Source organism: Bacillus sp. FDAARGOS_1420 (assembly GCF_019344915.1).
GTDB classification, from domain to species: domain Bacteria; phylum Bacillota; class Bacilli; order Bacillales; family Bacillaceae_G; genus Bacillus_A; species Bacillus_A mycoides.
Genome location: NZ_JAHWJB010000005.1, coordinates 186,928 through 206,040 on the forward strand (window position 1 = coordinate 186,928; position 19,113 = coordinate 206,040).

Consider the following 19,113-nt stretch of genomic DNA (forward strand, 5'->3'; position numbering starts at 1 on the left):
AAATGATATGACAAAGCAGAATAAAGCATATAAATTCCGTTTGTATCCAACAGAAGAACAAGCATATCTTATGATCTTATGCGTAAAACCTTCGGTTGTGTACGTTTCGTGTATAACAGAAGGTTAGCTGAACGGAAAGAAGCGTATGAAAAATACAGAGATGATAAGGGACAACTAAAGAAACAAAAGCTTCCAACTCCTGCGAAATATAAAGCAGAATTTGAGTGGTTAAAAGAAGTTGATTCATTAGCTTTGGCAAATGCTCAACTAAACTTGCAAACTGCCTATAAGAATTTCTTTAGTGGTCAAAATGACTTCCCAACATTCAAAAGTAAAAAAGACAGAAAGTCTTATACAACGAATGTAGTAAACGGAAATATTATGTTGCTTACTGGTCATATCAAATTGCCAAAACTGAAAATGGTACGTATCAAACAGCATAGAGAGATACCACAAGATTATATGATCAAGTCATGTACGATTTCTATGACACCTACTGGTAAATACTATGTGTCCATCTTGACTGAATACGAAAAAGAGATTGTACAAAAAGAAGTAGAAACAGTTGTTGGATTAGACTTTTCGATGGATGGATTATACGTTAGTTCTGAGGATGAGAAAGCCAATTAGCAAAGGCACAACGAGTATTATCAAGCAGAACCAAAGGTTCTATTCGTCGGAATAAACAATGTATCCGTGTAGCTAAGTTACATGAAAAAGTAACGAACCAACGTAAGAACTTCCTTCATCATAAGTCTAAAGAGTTAGCTACTCATTTTGATGTTGTAGCTATTGAAGACCTAAACATGAAAGGAATGTCGCAAGCACTTCATTTTGGAAAAAGTGTCGCTGACCATAGTTGGGGAATGTTCACTTCTTTTTTAGCTTATAAACTATACGAACAAGGAAAACAACTTATGAAAATAGACAACTGGTTTCCTTCCACAAAAGCATGTAGTAGTTGTGGAAATGTGAAAAATATGACATTGTCTGAACGAGTATATTCTTGCATATGCGGTGTAAATCTCGATAGAGATTATAACGCAGCTATCAATATCAAAAATGAAGCAACACGCCTATTAGCGTTAGCATAAATAGCAATAAAATAACCTTTGGAACAAGGGAGTTAGCTCGGCTGTCTTAGGACGAATTCGTTAGCTATCAAAAGTAACGACTAACCGAGAAGCCCCCACTTCAAACGGTCCGTTAGGACGTTAAGTGGCGGGTAGTTCACTATCAGGACTAAATGTTATCTTTATGATATTGTTTTTTGAATTCATACTTCTTGACTACTATAGTTATTTAATACTCCCTACATCTCTTACCTTTATATTTACTTTTATATTTATTTGTGATTTCGATAACTCATTGCCCCAATTTTGTCTATGAGATACCCAATTTTTATATTGAAATGCACGAGCATATAATCCTAAGCCAATGGGATCTATTTTCGCTTGTTTAAATTTTTTTATAAGTTGTGTTATTTCTTTTGTTAATTGCTTCGAAATAGCGTTTTCTAATTCTCTACCATCCATTGATGTGTCTGAATAAGGAAATTCCTCGATAATTTCTGTCCCCATATCAATTTGTATATTAAAAATAAAACGGTTAGTATATGATACTTTTTGGTCAACTTCAATTCTTTGTGCAGAAATACTAAGCCATTGTTTATTTATTGGATTATTTATTGTAAATGGATAATCGCCTTGGACCTTACCCTGTAATAAGGTCAATAATTTATTTTCATTTGGATTTAAGGTTGATTGAAACAAATTTTGAGAATCTAAAAGCATTGTTCCTGTAATTTTCACTTTGTTATTTTCCATTTTTTTTATACTAGAGATACTGGGAGTTATCCCCTTATCCTTAACTTGTCTATGTAGTTCTTTAAAAGTTGTTTTAACAGTAACGTTTCTTGCATTTCCTGTTCTAATTAATTTAGTCAAATAATCTGCAAGAAAGTTATTTTTATGGGAGCGAGAGTAGATAATATCAGAAACTTTTCCTTCTACACCAATAACTTTGGCAGTCATAGTATTTTGGGGATCACGATAAAAGGGTTCTAGGTATCTTATCCAATGTTTTTTTTTGAGAAGGTTTTTTCCCAAAAGTATAATCTGTATTTTACTGCCAGAAATAATTCCTGGATCTACAGTATCAAACTTATCTCTAGCCTTTCGAACTGTAGTATCTGAGCTATAATGTTTTTCCTCATTTCGTTTCTGATCTTTATTTATTAAGGGGTTTACTACGTATATTTGTAGATTATTTTGTTTATCTAAATCAATTCCTACAATTAATGTTGCGGCAACATCCTCAACATATATTTGATCGTAGCAACCCGTAAGCAATATTAGACATGAGAGGAAATATATTATTTTTCGTATCATTAAGCATCCCCTTTTAATTTTATTACTACAAACATGAACATAGGAAATAAATAAGCTGTTACTAATCCTATATATGAAATTAAGTTCTTCCAACTTTGTGCCTGACTCCATGATGGATGAATCAGAAAAACACTTAAAATAATAAGAGAAAATAAAATAGAGATATGAATATTGTTTTGTGGTTGGTTAGTTAAATTACTGATACATAATAAATTGACATAAATATATGGAGTCCATGAAGTAAAAACCACAAATAAGTATAAAGTTATAATGATTAAGTCAAATCTTTCTAAAAAGCTAACTTCAATAATTTTTAGTATACTTAGTACAGGTTGGTTATATGATGTTATTTCATCCGGACTAAAAAATATAAAACATGAAATTGTCATGAAAATATAAAAAAACATTGTTATACTGTTAGCAATTATCACCCCTTTAGTCGCATCCTGTTTTCTTTTTAAATATGGATACATAAAAAATACTATTTCAAATCCTGTAAACGGAAAGATAGCCTGAGGAAAAGACTTCAAAATTCCACCAATACCATTTTTAAAAAGAGGCAACATATTTAGTGTGTTCCCTTCTTTTAAGGGAATTAAAAATAATATTAAAATCCAGATTGTAAGATAAAATACAACCTCACAGTAACGTCCTAATACATATACATTTTGAGAAACGACAAGATAAGTAGGGACTAAAAATAATAATATTATGAGATAATCCGGTGTTTTAGGAAGTAAATTACCCTTGATGTAGAGCATTCCGTTTAGTAACACCACCCAAGCATAAAATGAAAAATATGCAGTATAGATAAAGGTGAAGCATATCCTTACAAAATTATTTATTCTATTATTCATCAGCTGTCTGGAGTATCTTTGAGCTATTTGAACCCAAGCTATACTGGCTAATGTAGAAAATAAAAAACAAAGAGGCAGCACTAGCCATCCGTCAGTACCCGATTTTTCTGCTAATGTACGGGGGAGAAAAAGAATTCCCGTTCCAACTTGAGCTCCATGAATAGTAAATATAAATTGGCCTAAAGAAAGTGTACCCGCATTATTGATTTTAGACATTATATGTCACCTTTTGCTCTATTTTTATATTTAATAATGAAATCTTTAAGCTTACAAATATTTATGGGTAAAAATGAAACACCATATGGGGTACCTATAGAACGAATACTTAACATATGTGCTAGTAATGTCATAAGACCTATAATAATACCTACAACTCCAAACCAAGTGGCTAACAGCATCATAGGAAAACGTAAATATCGAACTGCTAAACTCATATCATAATTTGGGACAGTAAACGATGCAATCCCTGTTATAGAAACGATGATAATCATGATGTTGCTTACAATCCCTGCTTGTACAGCGGCTTGTCCTATAATAATACCTCCAACTATGCCCATGGTTTGTCCAATAGGAGCAGGTAAACGTAAAGCCGCTTCTCTCATCATTTCTAAAGTTATTTCCATAATCATAGCTTCTACAATAGCAGAAAATGGTACATTTTCCCTAGATTCTGCTATAGATAAAAATAAAGGGACAGGTATCAGACTAAAATTAAATGAAATTAGAGCAATATATGCAGCTGGTAAAATAAGTGCTAAGAAAAAAGCGATTATGCGTAATATTTGAAGAATAAAATTTATCATCCACCTAGTACTGCGGTCATCTATATTCCTAAAAAAACTAAGAAAATTCGTTGGTCCAATTAATACATTCGGAGAATGATCAACAACTATTACAAATTTCCCTTCTAATAGATGAGATACTGCAGTATCAGGTCTTTCAGTTAGTAAAAGTTGTGGGAAAGGAGAATACGGGTTATCTTCAATGTGTTTAACGAGTTCTCCAGTATTCACTATAGAATTAACTTTAATATTTTTCAATCTACTTTGTATCTCCTCAGTAATTTCAAAATCAACTTTTTCTATTAAAAAAAGCACATAAATTTTTGTTTTTCCTTCTTCACCAACTTCTGCAGACTTTACATTTAATTTAGCTGTTGGCAAATAATTTCGTATTAAAGCAATGTTTTTAGTCGCAGCTTCTACAAATCCTTGATGTGTCCCTTTTATAGATATTTCATTTTTAGAATCGGAAGGTTCTCGATTGGGTCCACCTTTAATCTCGAGTTTATATGCAATAGGGGATTTGTTAACAAGAAGAATTGCATTTCCCTCTAATAGACTTTCTTGAATTTGACTAAGATATTGAACCTTAGAAATATTCCCAAGAGGTATAATTAGCTCTAATTCAGCTTTTAAATCCTCCTTTAACAGAGGTTTAAGAATATTATCATTAACGTCTTTTTTGTCAGTCAATTCCGATAAATAAACCAATGCTAGGGTTTGATTATTTTCTTTCCGAATTCTTCTTATTACAAGATCCGGAGCATCCCCTAATTGATATTTTATAAACTCAAGGTTTTTATCCAAAGAAGAATTTATTTGTACACTAATACAATTTTTCTGATTAGTTTTAGATTCTTTATCTAGAAATGTAAATGTTTTCATAAACCAATCCCTCATAATAAATAAATTTATAGACTTATTATTAAATAACTACGCATAAATTATGTACCGAAAATGTCTATTTTTAAGACAAAACACCCTTATACAATAACGCTCATTTTTCCTTATAATTGGTGAGGCCCACAATAGCCAACGCATTCTACAATAGAACTATACGATTTTAGAAGTTGAAACAATTATTAGTACAAAGGAGTACAGATAATTATCATCATCTATTAGCATATTTTCTCTGTTACAGGGTGTTTTAGTATTCTTAAGACCCATTTTAAAGGTCTAAGGAATGATAATCTATCTATATATATTTAAATAACTGTATAAATATATATAATTGTCACGTAAAATTCACGTGTATTTAAATGTTTAACTTTTCTCTATTTAACATATTCTAAGTATATATATTTTATTATGTTAAGAAATAAAGAATAAACATATAAATAATTTCAAATACAGTTAGAACATAATCAAGGTGGAGATAATTTTGGAGTTTAGAGATTTAAAAATTTTTCAAACAGTAGCTAGAATTAAAAATATTACCGCGGCTGCAAAAAGTTTGAATTATGTGCAATCCAATGTAACTGCACACATAAAACAATTAGAACAAGAACTAAATACAATTTTATTTCATCGGCATGCTAGAGGCATTTCTTTAACAGGAGATGGACAAAAATTTCTTGAAAAAGTGGATAAAATTCTTAAAGAATTTGAAGAACTAAATAATATGTTTAAGGACGAATATTCTGTTGGGATTTTAAACATAGGAACAGTAGATACTGTACATCCATTACCTATGATATTAGCAGGATATTATGCGAAATACCCTAATGTGGATATAACACTAAAAACCGATGTGAGTAATCAATTGATGTTAGATGTACTAAATTACAAGTTAGATGGTGCTTTTGTAACAGGACCTATAAAAGATTCCTCATTTGATCAATATGAGGTTAGCAGCAAGACACTCACTTTGGTTACAAATCAACCTACATTTGAAATAAAAGATTTAAATCATGAAACATTTTTAGTATTTGGACAAGGCTGCGGCTATAGAAAAATGTTAGAAAAATGGCTTGAAAACGAAGGTTTTTTCAATAATAAGTTTATGGAATTTAATATGCTGGAAATGATTTTACACAGTGTGTCCCTCGGATTAGGCATTACACTATTGCCTGCAACAGCTGTGGGCTTATTTTCTAGTATTCCCAATATTTATTGTCATGAAATCCCAAAGGAATTTCATAAAATCACAACCATTTTTATTAGAAATAAAAGCATAAATGTGGGACTTACCATGAGGAATTTTATAAAAGAAATTCAAGTATATAAATAATAAGGAAGACCTATTTGTGTACCGTATAAATTAGTGGTTAAGTCTATGTCTGAATATAGATTGAAATCCATATCCAGACATAGACTTAACTTTTTATCATTTTTAGCCCAGAAGACTCCTTCCTCAAGGAACATGAAGGGCCACGGCCCAGTGAGTAGGTGGGAGCTGAATTGGCTTCGAACAAGGGATGGCATATTGCCATCTCAATTGTTCGACATATACATATATCTTATTATTGGATAATTTGTCATCATCATTTCACTACATACCGAATGTACGTTTGTTGTATAATGGAGATATATCGAAATGGGGGTGAAAGAAATGATGATCAATCGAGCATATAAATTTCGTATCTATCCAAATACAGCACAAGCAATTTTAATCAATAAAACCATTGGCTGTTCTCGTTTTGTATTCAATCATCTCCTATCCCTATGGGATAATACATACAAAGAAACAGGAAAAGGTTTGACATATGGTACATGCTCTCCCAAACTTCCTGCCATGAAGAAAGAGTTTGTTTGGCTCAAAGAAGTGGATAGTATTGCGATCCAATCGTCTGTTCGCAACCTTGCGGATGCGTATACACGCTTTTTCAAGAAACAAAACAATGCCCCACGTTTCAAATTTAAAAAGAATCCTGTGCAATCTTACACCACAAAACAAACGAATGAAAACATTGCTGTTGTAGGAAACAAAATGAAATTGCCGAAACTAGGTCTTGTTCGATTTGCCAAAAATCGAGAAGTGAAGGGACGTATTGTAAATGCTACGGTTAGAAGGAACCCTTCTGGCAGATACTTTGTGTCCTTGTTAGTTGAAACAGAAGCGCAAGAACTTCCAAAAACACAATTTTTCATCGGAATGGATGTGGGACTAAAAGATTTTGCCATTTTGTCAGATGGAACAATCTATAAAAATCCGAAGTTTTTTCGGTCATTAGAAGAGAAGTTGGCGAAAGCACAGCGTGTTCTTTCTAGAAAAATAAAAGGATCTTCTAGCTGGAATAAACAGCGAGTAAAAGTAGCTAGAATTCATGAATATATGAAGAATGCTAGAAAAGATTACTTGGACAAAGTCTCAACTGAAATCATCAAAAACCACGAGTTCAATCAAAAAAACTATATGCACTTATTAATAAATTTCACATAAGGTAATAACTAAAATATTTACTCTGATCCATTTCATAATGATACAAACCATCATTTTAATTGATGGTTTGTATCATTTGTTTGAATTTTACACTGTATCCTCATTTAAGTAGAATGAGATAGGAATCGGTTCCGAATCCTCTTATTTGAGAAATATTGTGTAAGGATAGTGATCAATATGCCAGAGAAAAATAGTACTTTGATTTTAAAAAAGAAAATAAAAAGAACCAAGTTTTTAATTTTTATTTTCACAATATTATTAATAATACTTATTAGTTTGAAAATAATATTTTATATTTCTGCTGTTAATCAGCTTTTAAATGAAGTTGTATTACCAAACACTCAAATTGAGGCAATAGATGTAGGGGGATTAAATAGAAAACAGTTAGAAAATACAAATCAAAAACATATCAACTCTTTAATGGAAAAAAAGTTAACATTTATATTAGAGAAAACCAAACAAACTTATACTTATCAGGACCTTGGAATTATGTATGATTCTAATTATGCAATACAAGAAATTTTTGATCAACAAGTGGAAAATAAATGGAGTGGATGGCTCAAAGAATTAACAGCAGAGATAGGCTTTCGAAAAATAAATTATAAGTTAGAACCTAAAATTAATAATAATAAATTACAGAATTTAATCTCTAACCAATTTACTAAATTTCAAGAAAATCCCACTAATGCATCAATAAAGATGAGTGATACGAATTCTGGAATATATTATGTAGATGAAAAAGTAGGTAAAAAAGTTAACATAACTATGTTACAAAAAGATATAATTGAAGCTATTTATAAAGGAACAGATAGCGTAGTCGTAAAATATACAAATATCTATCCTGATATTTCCAATCGAGATTTTAAGAAGATAAACATGAAAAAACCTATGTCTGAATTTAAAACAGATCTTATTGGTCGTAGTGAAAATACAAGAGAAAATATAGAAAAAGCTGCTAATAAATTGAATGGTGTAATAATACCTTCAAACAAAGAATTTAGCTTTAATGAAATTGTCGGAATTACCGATCAAATCCATGGCTATAAAAATGCACCGGTTATTCTAAATAACAAGTTAATTCAGGCAGCGGGCGGCGGGGTATGTCAAGTTTCCAGTACCTTATACAATGCCGTTTTGTTAGCGAATTTGGATATAGTATCTAGAATAAATCATAGTCATCAAGTAAATTATGTACCTGTGGGGTTAGATGCGACAGTAGCTGATAATGGTCCAGATTTTAAATTTAAAAATAATACTGATACACCGATATATATCAAAACAATATTACAAAATGACCAACTTATTGTTAGATTATTCGGAAAGACGAGTGATGATATTGTTAATATATACACCAATACTATACAAAAAACAGATTTTATAGTAAAGGTAAACACTTACCGTGAAGTGAAAAACAGAGACAATACTTTAAAAGCAAGGGAATTGATTAGTACTAGTACGTATAAAAATAAATAAATTAGCACTTCAAGATGGCGTACTAATTTAACGATTAGATTGCTATTTAAAAGAAAATTAGTTTATCGAATTGTTGTTTGTAACCATTAAAGATCATATTGTGTTTAGTAGCCTTGGGACAAAACAAGTTTCCCCTTTCAAAAAAGTTAATATATTAGCTGTGTTAGGGGTACAGCCGCATGCCCATCAACTTAAGAACCCAAACAAAATGAACTTTCGTTCATATGAACGGAAAAACTCTTAAAATACTTTGTGTCCTTAAAAATGAGCATACTAAATAAACCTCAATCGACCCAATTTTAAAAATCATGCAATTTCCCTTTGTTTTTCCAATCCACTATACTCATAAATAACACCCAGGATATCAAAGACTGTTTTCTTCTCATATCGGTGAGACTTTCTTCCATTTTTCAGTAAGAGGTTGAATAGACGGCACAAGATTTTGGTTATTTTTTGAGTGTTTTGTTGTATTGCTTGATACAAGATGTATAGATGATCTTGTATCATTCCAATGGCTTTATATTCGCTTAATTCCTTTTGTTTCTTTTGTAAAATTAATTGTCTCATCTTAAACATAGTAGAAGAACATAGAAAAATAGCGATGAGTTTTCCATAAATGTGGCATTCTAATCGCTCTCGTTTGATATTTTGCCAATTATGAATTTGAAATAAGGATTTCCAAGTTTTAAAGATAATTTCAATCTGCCAACGAAGGGAATAAAAATCATGTATTTGTTCCATCGGAACCCATTCCAAAGGTGTATTGGTGACATAAATATTCATACCAGCTAATCGTTTGCTTTTCTCTGAGTACGTAATACCCTTTTTACTTTCCTTATACACTTGTTTTTTCTTACGTTCTCGAAGTTGCTTTTCAGTTAACCGATATATAATAACGCGTGTAAATAGTTTTTTATCCTTTTCAATATAAGGATCTGCTATTTCATAGACCTGTCCCGGTTTTAAGGTATTCATAATGTTTTCTAAATCAATCTTGATGTACTGAGATTGTTTTTTAGCTGTCCCATTTCGAAAGTATTCAGGAAACTCATTTTTGATATACACCATATTATTTAATTTCAGCCGCGATATATAATATCCCCCACATTGATCCATCTGATCTAAATCGTCCAGTGAATAATAACCTAAATCTCGAATACATAGGTCGCCAGGCCGTAATGTCGCTAAACATTCTGTTCCAAAGGTTTTATCATTATTCTTCCCTGGTTCAACTTGAAAATTTAAAAACTGTCCACTATGTAAATCATATTCTAATTGAATCTTTATACCTGCTGTTTGTGCACAACCACCCGAGCCAGGATACACACTAGCTAAGTGTTTTGGTACTTGAAAAATTGTTGCATCTAAAATGCGAATCCGTTGAAAATGGGTAAGTGAAGAACTGGGAATCACTGAGGTTTCACAAACTTTATTTTTTAATAATGCAGAGAAAACATGTTTTAAAAAGCAAACAGCTTTTTTATTGAAGCGTTTATTTAGTCCTTCTGGACTAATAAGAGTTCCTGTAGCTGCATGTAGTTGACTACACAGTCTAACTAAAGAATCACTCGCTATCCGTTGACTCACCCAAACACAGATAGTGGCTAAGTCATGCCCTGAAAACTTACGCTTTCTTTGAACAAAATCTAATTCTCTAGCAAGCTCCTCTAAGAATGAAGGAGTAAAATATTGATATAATTCCTCAGCAAATAATTGGAGTTCATCTTGAATCGAAAGATTCATAAAAAATGCCATCCTTTCTGTATATTTCTACAAAAAGAATAGCGATTTTTTTGCTATATGGATACAAATTTATTTTAATTTGATGGTGATGGATGGTGACCACTATTAAAAAGATACTAACATACTTTATAAAATATAAGCATTTAAGAATCAAATTTTTAATTTGAATTACGCCCTTTTCCCTTAAGGGTCTTTACTATATTAATAAAGAAGATTAGTCCTACGGTAAAGAATGTAAGTGGATGTAGCCATGTTCTAAAATTAACCAAAGTTACAATAATCATTATTATAGAAGCTATAAAGCCTATAATATCAATGCTAGAAGATAGTTTCCCTTTTGTTGTTTTCATTTATAACATTTCCTCTCCAAATACAACTTTAATTTTAAATTCCCTATATAATAATAACACGGGCTTAGATTTTTAACTATTTTTTACATTAAATTACTTTCGTTGGTTCTGGTGCAAGAAATACTGTCATTGTGTACACTGGGGTATCTACCACATCGCCATCAACCGGAAATTTTATAGTACCCCCAGAACGAAATTTTGTGCTAACTTGTCATTTTTTCGTTTTGGGGTAATTCTAAATTCTTAAGTTGATGGGCATGGGGTACAGCCGAGATACGTGTAAAAATAGGTCATAGATTCACTTTTATTTCCATGTTTGATTTATTGAGTTTGTAGATATTGTTTCTGTTGTTTCGTCTATTTTTAATAAGGAAATTGTCTATTATGGGTTAACTCTAATCATTCATTGGTTAGTTACTGAAATACTTTATTTCGATTGTGGGTGTAGTAATAAGTTCAAAAAGAAAAAGCTGGATCAATGCCAGCTTTTTTAACAATTATAATTATCCATAAATATAAAATATTATTTTTGATGTTGTTTTTCTCTTTCATCTACAACCCAAGCTAATAGTAAAATAGAACTAGTTGCTAACAATGATGTAAAAACTCCCATTGAACATTTCTCCTTTTTACAAACAGAATTATCCATATTATACCACATCAGTATAAGGCTTAACTGTAACAACAAGGAACATTTATGTTGCAAATGTCCCGGGAAAATAAATTTTGGTAAAACAAAGAAACTCCATGCATACTGGAAAATACGCATGGAGAAGTATAAAAAAGATAGTGAATCTGGAGTTGATATTGATTTTAAAACGTTTAATGAGATGCTAACTCCAAACTCTTAATATCTATTTCTCAAAATAAAATCTCTGCCGCCTTGTTCAAAAAAATGACACTGACAAGGCTTGTTGTCATGCTTTCATTTTATCTATATCTTCGAGTTCAATTATTCAAGTAGCTAAACTTAGTCGTTAGCCCGTTATCATCCTGATTTCAATCCAAATCATCCGTTTATTATTACTCTATTGAACAAGAAATTGAATAAGAAACAATCTCGAATACCTTGTGATTGAAGGTAAGATGTGTCAAAAATGAGTTCTAATATATTTAATGGTTTAAATTTTTTAAAACAGGGTTTTGTTAAAGAAAAGCATTCTTATTCTTAATACAAATGAATCCGTATTAAAAACACGACAGCCCATCTTATCAAGTTGATAAAGGCTTTATTCACTGTCTTGTTCCCATATCTTATTCGTTACTAACGTTTGATTCCTGCTTTGATTCAAACGTTAGTAACGAATTGTTCTATAACCCTGTAAATATTGCTAAAAGGACCTCCAACACATAAGTACGAGCATAACGGGAAATCGATGAGAAATCCGATTAGCTACTTTACAAGAACATTCGAAAATATGGGCTATAACTAGATCGATAGCTTTAGAGAGATACATATTATGGTACGGCGTAGGGAAAATGCATGCACTAGTAGTTTTATATAATTTATTGATGGATAAATTTATCTTTTAAACAAATAAAACACTCGATATTCATTATCGTTTTCACAACATAAATATTACTTTAAACCTTAAATATATGTGACGTTTACTTAGATTGTAATATACCTAAAAACAATCAAGAAAACAGACATCTTAAATATTCATAATAAAATTGATACGATCCCTTAATTTATCGAATTTTGACTTTCTAATTTTTACAGTTATAATCCTTCAAAAACATATTAAGCCCCAAACTAAAATTACCGCACTAGTCAAAGTCATTTTTCGTTATATGCAGCATATTCATACCACCTATAATTAAACCATCATTTCTTTACTTGATATGATACAAATGTTGACAAAATAATGTAATTGGAAAGGAAGAATTACGTATGATGTACAAAAATCGAAAAGATGCAAAGCGCAAATACAAACAAGCGCTTCTTGCAACAACTACAGCCTTTACCTTAGGTCTTACTGGTTTAGGAACGACAGGAATTCTACAGAAGCCAACTGCCGCGCATGCTGCTAATGCTGATCATTATAATTCTGATAACATATGGAATAACACTTTTAGTTCTAGGGGAGATATCGTTACTGTTGTTGAAGATGTAAAGGCTAATCCAAGTAAATTTGAGAGCCTAGATACAGCTGTATTAAACAATACTTTAGACCATGAACAAACACTTTCAACACAAGGGAAATCTTTTAAATTAACTGATTCTGTCACAGCCGCAAATTCCACAGAATTTACATTTGGATATAAAGCCAGTCTGGGACTCGAAATCCCAGGAATTGCAAAGGCAAGTGGCGAATGGAACACTGGATTTAAATTTACTAACACAAATACTCGACTGAACTCTACAGAAAAAACACTTACATATGGAGGAGATAAGATCACTGTCCCTGCACATAAAAAATACAAAGTTGAATATCAGTATGTTAATACTACATTTACAGGTAAATACCAAAATATACAGGAGATAAAAGGTAAATCCACTATTCAGAAGGTAGGATATTGGTCCTCTACTCTTGGCTATAATACTTTAATGGGCGCTGGGCTCCATAACTCCGAGCAGGATGGGGATATATCTGAGAAATTTGGTCAGAGAGGTGGAGAAACAATGTATGACCTGTTGAAAGCAATAGATTATGCATATAAATGGTCTGCTCCGTATAAGTATGTATGGTTAGGGTGGGACAATAACGAAAACTATTACTTGACACGAGAACAAGTGAAACAGGACATTTTAGATTGGGTACGCTTCGATGATATTAATAAAAAAGTTTATTTATTAAAGGATTCAATAGGATTTTCAGGTAATAATGCTGGTAGTGATATGAAGATAATTGTGACTGATATAACAAATAATATGAACAAAAAAGTTCTAGAAGCACCTGTTTCTGCAAAGTAAAAGCCCCCAATGAGGGCTTTTACTTTTTTGTAATTATATAAATCCCTGTTTATATTTTTGATATCATAATCTCGTTTTTAAAATACTTCATAAATCGTGAGGACTGGCATTCAAAAAAATTTAGATATGATGAATTTCTAAAGAGGATTTATATATAAGTATTATAAGCTTTTTCATACCTACTATATTCAAATCCAAGAAAAAATCAAAAGAAAAGGAAAAATAAAACATGAAAACAGGAAAAGTATTCATTGCATATGGCATGATTTTATTTCTTAGTTTCATAATTACATTAATGTTTAATATATTTATTTTTCAAACCTATACTGTAGAAGGTGAATCGATGGACCCAACCTTACAAAATCAAGAATTACTATATACTTCAAAATTAAATTATTGGCTTGATTCCTTACCAAAATATAATGATATTGTTGTCATTGACAGTCATACGGATAAAAAACGGACGTTTTGTAATGATATCAAAAATACAAATTTAATTGAACTATTTATAGAATCTCCAACAGAATTTTTTATTGTAAAAAGGGTCATTGGGAAACCAGGAGATATATTAGAAATTAAAGATCACAACGTATACCGAAATGAAAAACAACTAACAGAACCCTATATCAAAGAAATGATGTATCCTTCTATGGATCATAAATGGAAGGTACCTAAAAATCATGTGTTTGTAATGGGTGACAATCGAAATCATAGCACGGATAGTCGTGTTATAGGATGTATTCCCATTGATCATGTTTTAGCTAAAGTAATTTTCAGATAGATACAGTCGTATACGGGATAACTTTAAATATTACTACTCAACTACTATATAAGTCCCATTTATAATTTCATCCAAAAAAGTAATCATGACGATTTTCTAAAGAGGACTTATATATGTTATTTTACGATATTATGATCTTACCTCATAATATCTCCATTCCTACTTCCCCCTCCCTAACATAGACTTCACTTGCTGTTACACAGTATATAGCTCATCTCCAAACCTCACATACTCCCCAGAAACCCATTGATCTTCACCAACGTTGTACCAGCCATTTTGAATCCTCCAAGATTGATATCGTTCTCCGCGGTACACCTTTTTCACAATGTCATAGTTTGTTCCTGGTCCCGTACAAACGCGTAATACATCTGCTGTAATTGTCACTACACCCACTGATCACCTCCGAGGTTTAACCAGCCGTTTAATTGTCCCGATACTTTGTAGGACTCACCTTTCCCTAATTGACGAATAACTCCGTATCCAGTACCTGGACCTTTACGAAGATTAATATTATTCTCCTCAATATAAGCAATATCTTTTTCATTATTTGAAGATTAAGGTGCTGGTGTTACAGGATTACCTCCACCGTTATATGTATTTTGCACTCTTTCAATAAAGCTATTCCAACGTCCTTCTGCCAACATACGATGAGGACAGTACTTTCCACTCCATGATTGATGTGTACGAACTTTACTAATTAGAATATTGTACTGTTTCATTAGCCTGGCTACAATGATAGCTGTATTTCTTCCGCTTTATAATATCTATCTCCTCCGGTGCGTCATTGTACGTATTGTGAACGGTGATAAATTCCGGATTCATGGTATACGGAAACTTTGTACCCCAAGAATGGAAGATTCAAATTGAAAATATATATAAGTAAAGAATCATTATGTATAGACAAAACGAACCTAAGTGAAAATGGTTCTCAATAATATTGATGTAGTAATTAAATATCTACTTTTATATACTAGATTCAGCTTTAAAATATAATAAAAAAGGGAGGAATTACGTTGATTAAATTCGAAAAAGTCAAAAAAAATGATATTAGCAAGTGTAATTGGAGGAGGTAGTCTTGGTATCATTCCCCTGCAATCTCAAGCTGCTCAAGAGCGAATAGGAGGTGAAAATATACATCAGATTTCATCATATGATAACACTATCAAACAAATAAATATCGATACACTAGCACCGACCACAAAAAAATGAAAAATGGACGTTTATACAGATGCATTAGGCATAACTTCAAAAATTAATGATGTACTTCAAAATACAGTATTTCAGAATATTACAAGAGAACTCACTGATTCAACATTTTCTATTGCAAATAATCGGTATAATGTAATTATGTTTACTTCGCAATCTAATTATGAATATCATCTTCAAGGTACAAAATTCCAAGCAAAAGTAAATTTTAGAGGTAACCAATATGATTTATATGTATTTGAAATTGGTAAATTTTATAAAGACAATCCAAATTCAGATAAGCCAAGGTCTTGGGGCTATAAGGGGTGGACGATAAACCAAAATACACCTACATCCTATATACACTTTTATTTACCTTAAAATTATATAAATGTACTAATACGTTCACTTTAAAATATCGTATATTTAATTCTTAATTTGCTACTGTCTTTTTAATTTTTGAAAAACATGAAGAAAGTAAAATCCAACTCCTTCATAATTAGTACTAGGTTTAAAAATCCGGAAATATTTTACTATAAATCGTAAAAAATATATAACTATTAAAAGGATTGTTGCGAAATATAAATATATAAAAAGGAGATTACTCTAAACAAAGTGATTTCCTTTTTTGTTTGAAAATTACCAATTTTTTCACTCGAGAATTCATGTTATTTATAGAGTATGGAGATCGAATGAATTAAGGTATAAATCCATGATGTTGTCAAAAACTAAATATTATTCATATTAATAGGATTTTGGAAGGAGCAAAATTATAATGAATAAACAAAAATGGCAATTATCCCTTCAGACTTCTAGTCTTATTGTTGGATTTATGGTTTGGGTATTAATCTCTTCCTTAATGCCGAATATAAAAAAGGATATTGCGTTATCTGATAATGAGATTGCATTAATTACAGCAATCCCTGTGATATTAGGTTCATTGATGAGGGTCTTATTAGGGTATTGGACAAACCGTTTTGGGGCAAGACTCAATTTTGTTATTAGTTTTTTGATATTACTCTTCCCAGTTTTTTATATTAGTATAGCTAATTCGATTGTCGATTTAGTCATTGGTGGATTAGTACTTGGAATTGGTGGAGCAACTTTTTCTATAGGTGTAACGTCACTTCCAAAATATTATCCAAAAGAAAGGCATGGGTTTATAAATGGAATTTATGGTGCTGGAAATATTGGAACTGCAATTACTTCATTTGCAGCTCCATTATTAGCAAACTCAATTGGATGGGTTACAACCGTAAGGCTTTTTATAATACCCCTTCTTATTGTTGTTATTTTAAATTTTTTTCTTGGTGATCCACTGGAGCCTAGAGATAACAATTCTTTAAGAAAACAAATTAAAGCTGTCTACCGAAATGAAAAACTTTGGTTTTTAAGCTTTTTTTACTTTATTACATTTGGTTCATTTGTTGCATTTACTGTCTATCTCCCAAATTTTTTAGTTTCAAATTTTCAATTGACTCCCGTAGATGCTGGAATACGTACAGCTATTTTTATTACAATTGCAACTTTTTTGCGACCAATAGGAGGTTTACTAGGAGATAAGTTTAATCCATTACTTATTTTATTGTTTGTTTTTGGTGGATTAACATTTTCTGGTGTAATGTTATCTTTTTCACCAACAATTATATTGTATACAACAGGATGTTTAATTGTTGCATTCTGTGCTGGAATTGGAAATGGTGCAATCTTTAAGCTTGTTCCATATTATTTTTCAAAGCAAATAGGAATTGCTAACGGAATTGTATCAGCTACGGGAGGAATAGGCGGTTTTTTCCCACCATTGATATTATCATTGGTTTTTAATATTACAGGGCATTATGCAATAGGTTTCATGGCATTAGCACAATTTTCACTTGCAAGTTTTGTTATTATTGTTTGGCTGTATTATCTTGAAAGATTGAGCTTAGAAACAAAAATTATTGAAAGTGTCGGACAAGGATTAATGGTTACCGATACAAAAGGAATTATTACAAAAGTAAATCCCGCTTTTACGAAATTAACAGGATACCAAAATAATGAGATTATCGGAAAAAAAACTAATATTTTGAAGTCAGGATTACATGATGAGAATTTTTATCATAAAATGTGGGAAAACATTCGCGCTACTGGATATTGGCAAGGAGAAATTATGAATAAAAGAAAAAATAATGAAATTTATTCAGAGTGGCTTACCATTAGCGCAATCCAAAATGAAGCTCGAGAAGTAAAATACTATGTGGGCTTATTTAGTGATTTAACAGAAAAGAGAAAGTGACTTGTATACGTAAAGAACTTATGTTTATTTTAAGTTCTTTACGTATTTTTTATATTTATTGTTTAACCAGAACAGAATAAACAAGTATACGAAAAAACACATGTGGATAAACTTGTAAAATGTTATTCAGGATTTATTAATTACTTTGTGTATGACTAGCTATTCTTAATAATTAGAGAGGTAGTGAAGCAATTGTCAGGACCTAGTTTAAAAAAGCGTGATGCACATTCATCTATTCATGAAGCGGCACTTAATGAAGCAAGGGAATTAAGAGAATTTTTTTGCAAATATTTACATAAAAATCAAAAGGAAAAGGCAGTTCAGATTGCTGAAATAATAATTGAACATTGGGAATCAAGGACATTAAAACATGCGGAGTCTGAGGAAGAAGGATTATATAAGGAGATCGTCAAGGAAAACCAAGAAATGGAGAAAACCGTCATTCAACTTACTCGTGACCATGATCTTATGCGCCGTATTGTGGAAGGAATGAAAGAAAGATTGCAAACAAAAGAGCCGGATGAACGAATAATTATGTTAATAGATAGTCTTATTATCATTGATGAAATACATAATGAAGATGAGATGAATAATCTCCTATCCAATAGTGAATGAGCAAGAAGGGAAATAAGGCGAGTTAGGGTGAAGATTGGCATGAATGAAAATAAAAAAGTAGAAGAAAGATTATTACGTTTTGAGCTCCCAACATTATACAAACAGATGCTTGGAGTATTTAAAAAGTATCATATTCATCCTTATGACATTCAAGGAACAATACTAAAAAAAGAAAATGGTTATGAAGTCATATTAAAACTTTCTCAATCTTTTTCACATGTAGCAACAACATTTGTAGACTTTGAGCAAGTGATGCACCCGGATGAAGAAGTTATTCATTTTTTTGAGGAAACAGCAATGCAATGCAAGACGCAGTTAATGCAAGATTATTATAAAATGATCAAACTGTAGAAGGAGCTGGAA

General features: G+C 31.3%; 13 protein-coding genes and 3 pseudogenes. 10 read left to right on the forward strand and 6 right to left on the reverse strand.

Features of this window, described 5'->3' with window-relative positions:
• The first annotated feature begins 7 nt into the window (after positions 1–7).
• Positions 8–1,094, forward strand: a pseudogene (locus I6L50_RS33360) (RNA-guided endonuclease TnpB family protein).
• A 204-nt stretch (positions 1,095–1,298) separates the two neighbouring features.
• Here the strand turns inward: I6L50_RS33360 and I6L50_RS33365 are convergent.
• Genes I6L50_RS33365 through I6L50_RS33375 form a run of 3 tightly spaced genes read right to left on the reverse strand, consistent with a single transcriptional unit; the run spans position 1,299 to position 4,914 of the window.
• Positions 1,299–2,390, reverse strand: coding sequence for a Ger(x)C family spore germination protein (locus I6L50_RS33365; protein WP_219304242.1), 1,092 nt, complete (start codon positions 2,388–2,390; stop codon positions 1,299–1,301).
• Positions 2,390–3,463, reverse strand: coding sequence for a GerAB/ArcD/ProY family transporter (locus tag I6L50_RS33370; protein WP_257475483.1), 1,074 nt, complete (start codon positions 3,461–3,463; stop codon positions 2,390–2,392). Before I6L50_RS33370 ends, I6L50_RS33365 begins: the two co-directional genes overlap by 1 nt.
• Positions 3,463–4,914 (reverse strand): spore germination protein, encoded by a 1,452-nt coding sequence (locus I6L50_RS33375; protein WP_219304244.1) that lies wholly within the window; start codon positions 4,912–4,914, stop codon positions 3,463–3,465. Before I6L50_RS33375 ends, I6L50_RS33370 begins: the two co-directional genes overlap by 1 nt.
• Before the next feature lie 496 nt (positions 4,915–5,410).
• Between I6L50_RS33375 and I6L50_RS33380 the strand changes: the two genes are divergently transcribed.
• The 3 genes and pseudogenes from I6L50_RS33380 (at position 5,411) to I6L50_RS33390 (ending at position 8,884) form a co-directional block, all read left to right on the forward strand.
• Positions 5,411–6,259, forward strand: a complete 849-nt coding sequence (locus I6L50_RS33380; protein ID WP_219304249.1) for a LysR family transcriptional regulator — start codon at positions 5,411–5,413, stop codon at positions 6,257–6,259.
• A 321-nt stretch (positions 6,260–6,580) separates the two neighbouring features.
• Positions 6,581–7,366: pseudogene (locus I6L50_RS33385) on the forward strand (RNA-guided endonuclease TnpB family protein); the annotation flags it as partial.
• A 222-nt stretch (positions 7,367–7,588) separates the two neighbouring features.
• Positions 7,589–8,884 carry a VanW family protein gene (locus I6L50_RS33390; protein WP_219304252.1) on the forward strand — a complete coding sequence of 432 codons (1,296 nt, stop codon included), beginning with the start codon at positions 7,589–7,591 and terminating at the stop codon, positions 8,882–8,884.
• 306 nt (positions 8,885–9,190) lie between these two features.
• Here I6L50_RS33390 and I6L50_RS33395 read toward each other — a convergent pair whose 3' ends face one another.
• Both I6L50_RS33395 and I6L50_RS33400 read right to left on the reverse strand, forming a co-directional pair.
• A complete protein-coding gene (locus I6L50_RS33395; protein WP_219304254.1) occupies positions 9,191–10,627 on the reverse strand; it encodes an IS4 family transposase in 1,437 nt (478 codons plus the stop codon).
• A gap of 158 nt (positions 10,628–10,785) precedes the next feature.
• On the reverse strand, positions 10,786–10,977 hold the full coding sequence (locus I6L50_RS33400) for a hypothetical protein (protein ID WP_002090657.1): 192 nt from the start codon (positions 10,975–10,977) through the stop codon (positions 10,786–10,788).
• Between the two features lie 1,894 nt (positions 10,978–12,871).
• Here I6L50_RS33400 and I6L50_RS33405 point away from each other — a divergent pair.
• On the forward strand, positions 12,872–13,894 hold the full coding sequence (locus I6L50_RS33405) for an ETX/MTX2 family pore-forming toxin (RefSeq protein WP_219304256.1): 1,023 nt from the start codon (positions 12,872–12,874) through the stop codon (positions 13,892–13,894).
• A gap of 229 nt (positions 13,895–14,123) precedes the next feature.
• Positions 14,124–14,675 (forward strand): signal peptidase I, encoded by a 552-nt coding sequence (gene lepB, locus I6L50_RS33410; protein WP_219304259.1) that lies wholly within the window; start codon positions 14,124–14,126, stop codon positions 14,673–14,675.
• A 195-nt stretch (positions 14,676–14,870) separates the two neighbouring features.
• Here lepB and I6L50_RS33415 read toward each other — a convergent pair.
• Positions 14,871–15,497: pseudogene (locus I6L50_RS33415) on the reverse strand (SH3 domain-containing protein).
• A gap of 390 nt (positions 15,498–15,887) precedes the next feature.
• Here I6L50_RS33415 and I6L50_RS33420 point away from each other — a divergent pair.
• The 4 genes from I6L50_RS33420 (at position 15,888) to I6L50_RS33435 (ending at position 19,101) form a co-directional block, all read left to right on the forward strand.
• A complete protein-coding gene (locus tag I6L50_RS33420; RefSeq protein WP_219304261.1) occupies positions 15,888–16,241 on the forward strand; it encodes a hypothetical protein in 354 nt (117 codons plus the stop codon).
• Positions 16,242–16,635: 394 nt separating this feature from the next.
• Entirely contained in the window at positions 16,636–18,135 is a 1,500-nt protein-coding gene (locus I6L50_RS33425) for a nitrate/nitrite transporter (RefSeq protein WP_219304263.1), read from the forward strand.
• Positions 18,136–18,318: 183 nt separating this feature from the next.
• Positions 18,319–18,750, forward strand: a complete 432-nt coding sequence (locus I6L50_RS33430; protein WP_257475484.1) for a hypothetical protein — start codon at positions 18,319–18,321, stop codon at positions 18,748–18,750.
• A 39-nt stretch (positions 18,751–18,789) separates the two neighbouring features.
• Positions 18,790–19,101 (forward strand): hypothetical protein, encoded by a 312-nt coding sequence (locus tag I6L50_RS33435; RefSeq protein WP_219304267.1) that lies wholly within the window; start codon positions 18,790–18,792, stop codon positions 19,099–19,101.
• Positions 19,102–19,113 lie beyond the last annotated feature (12 nt).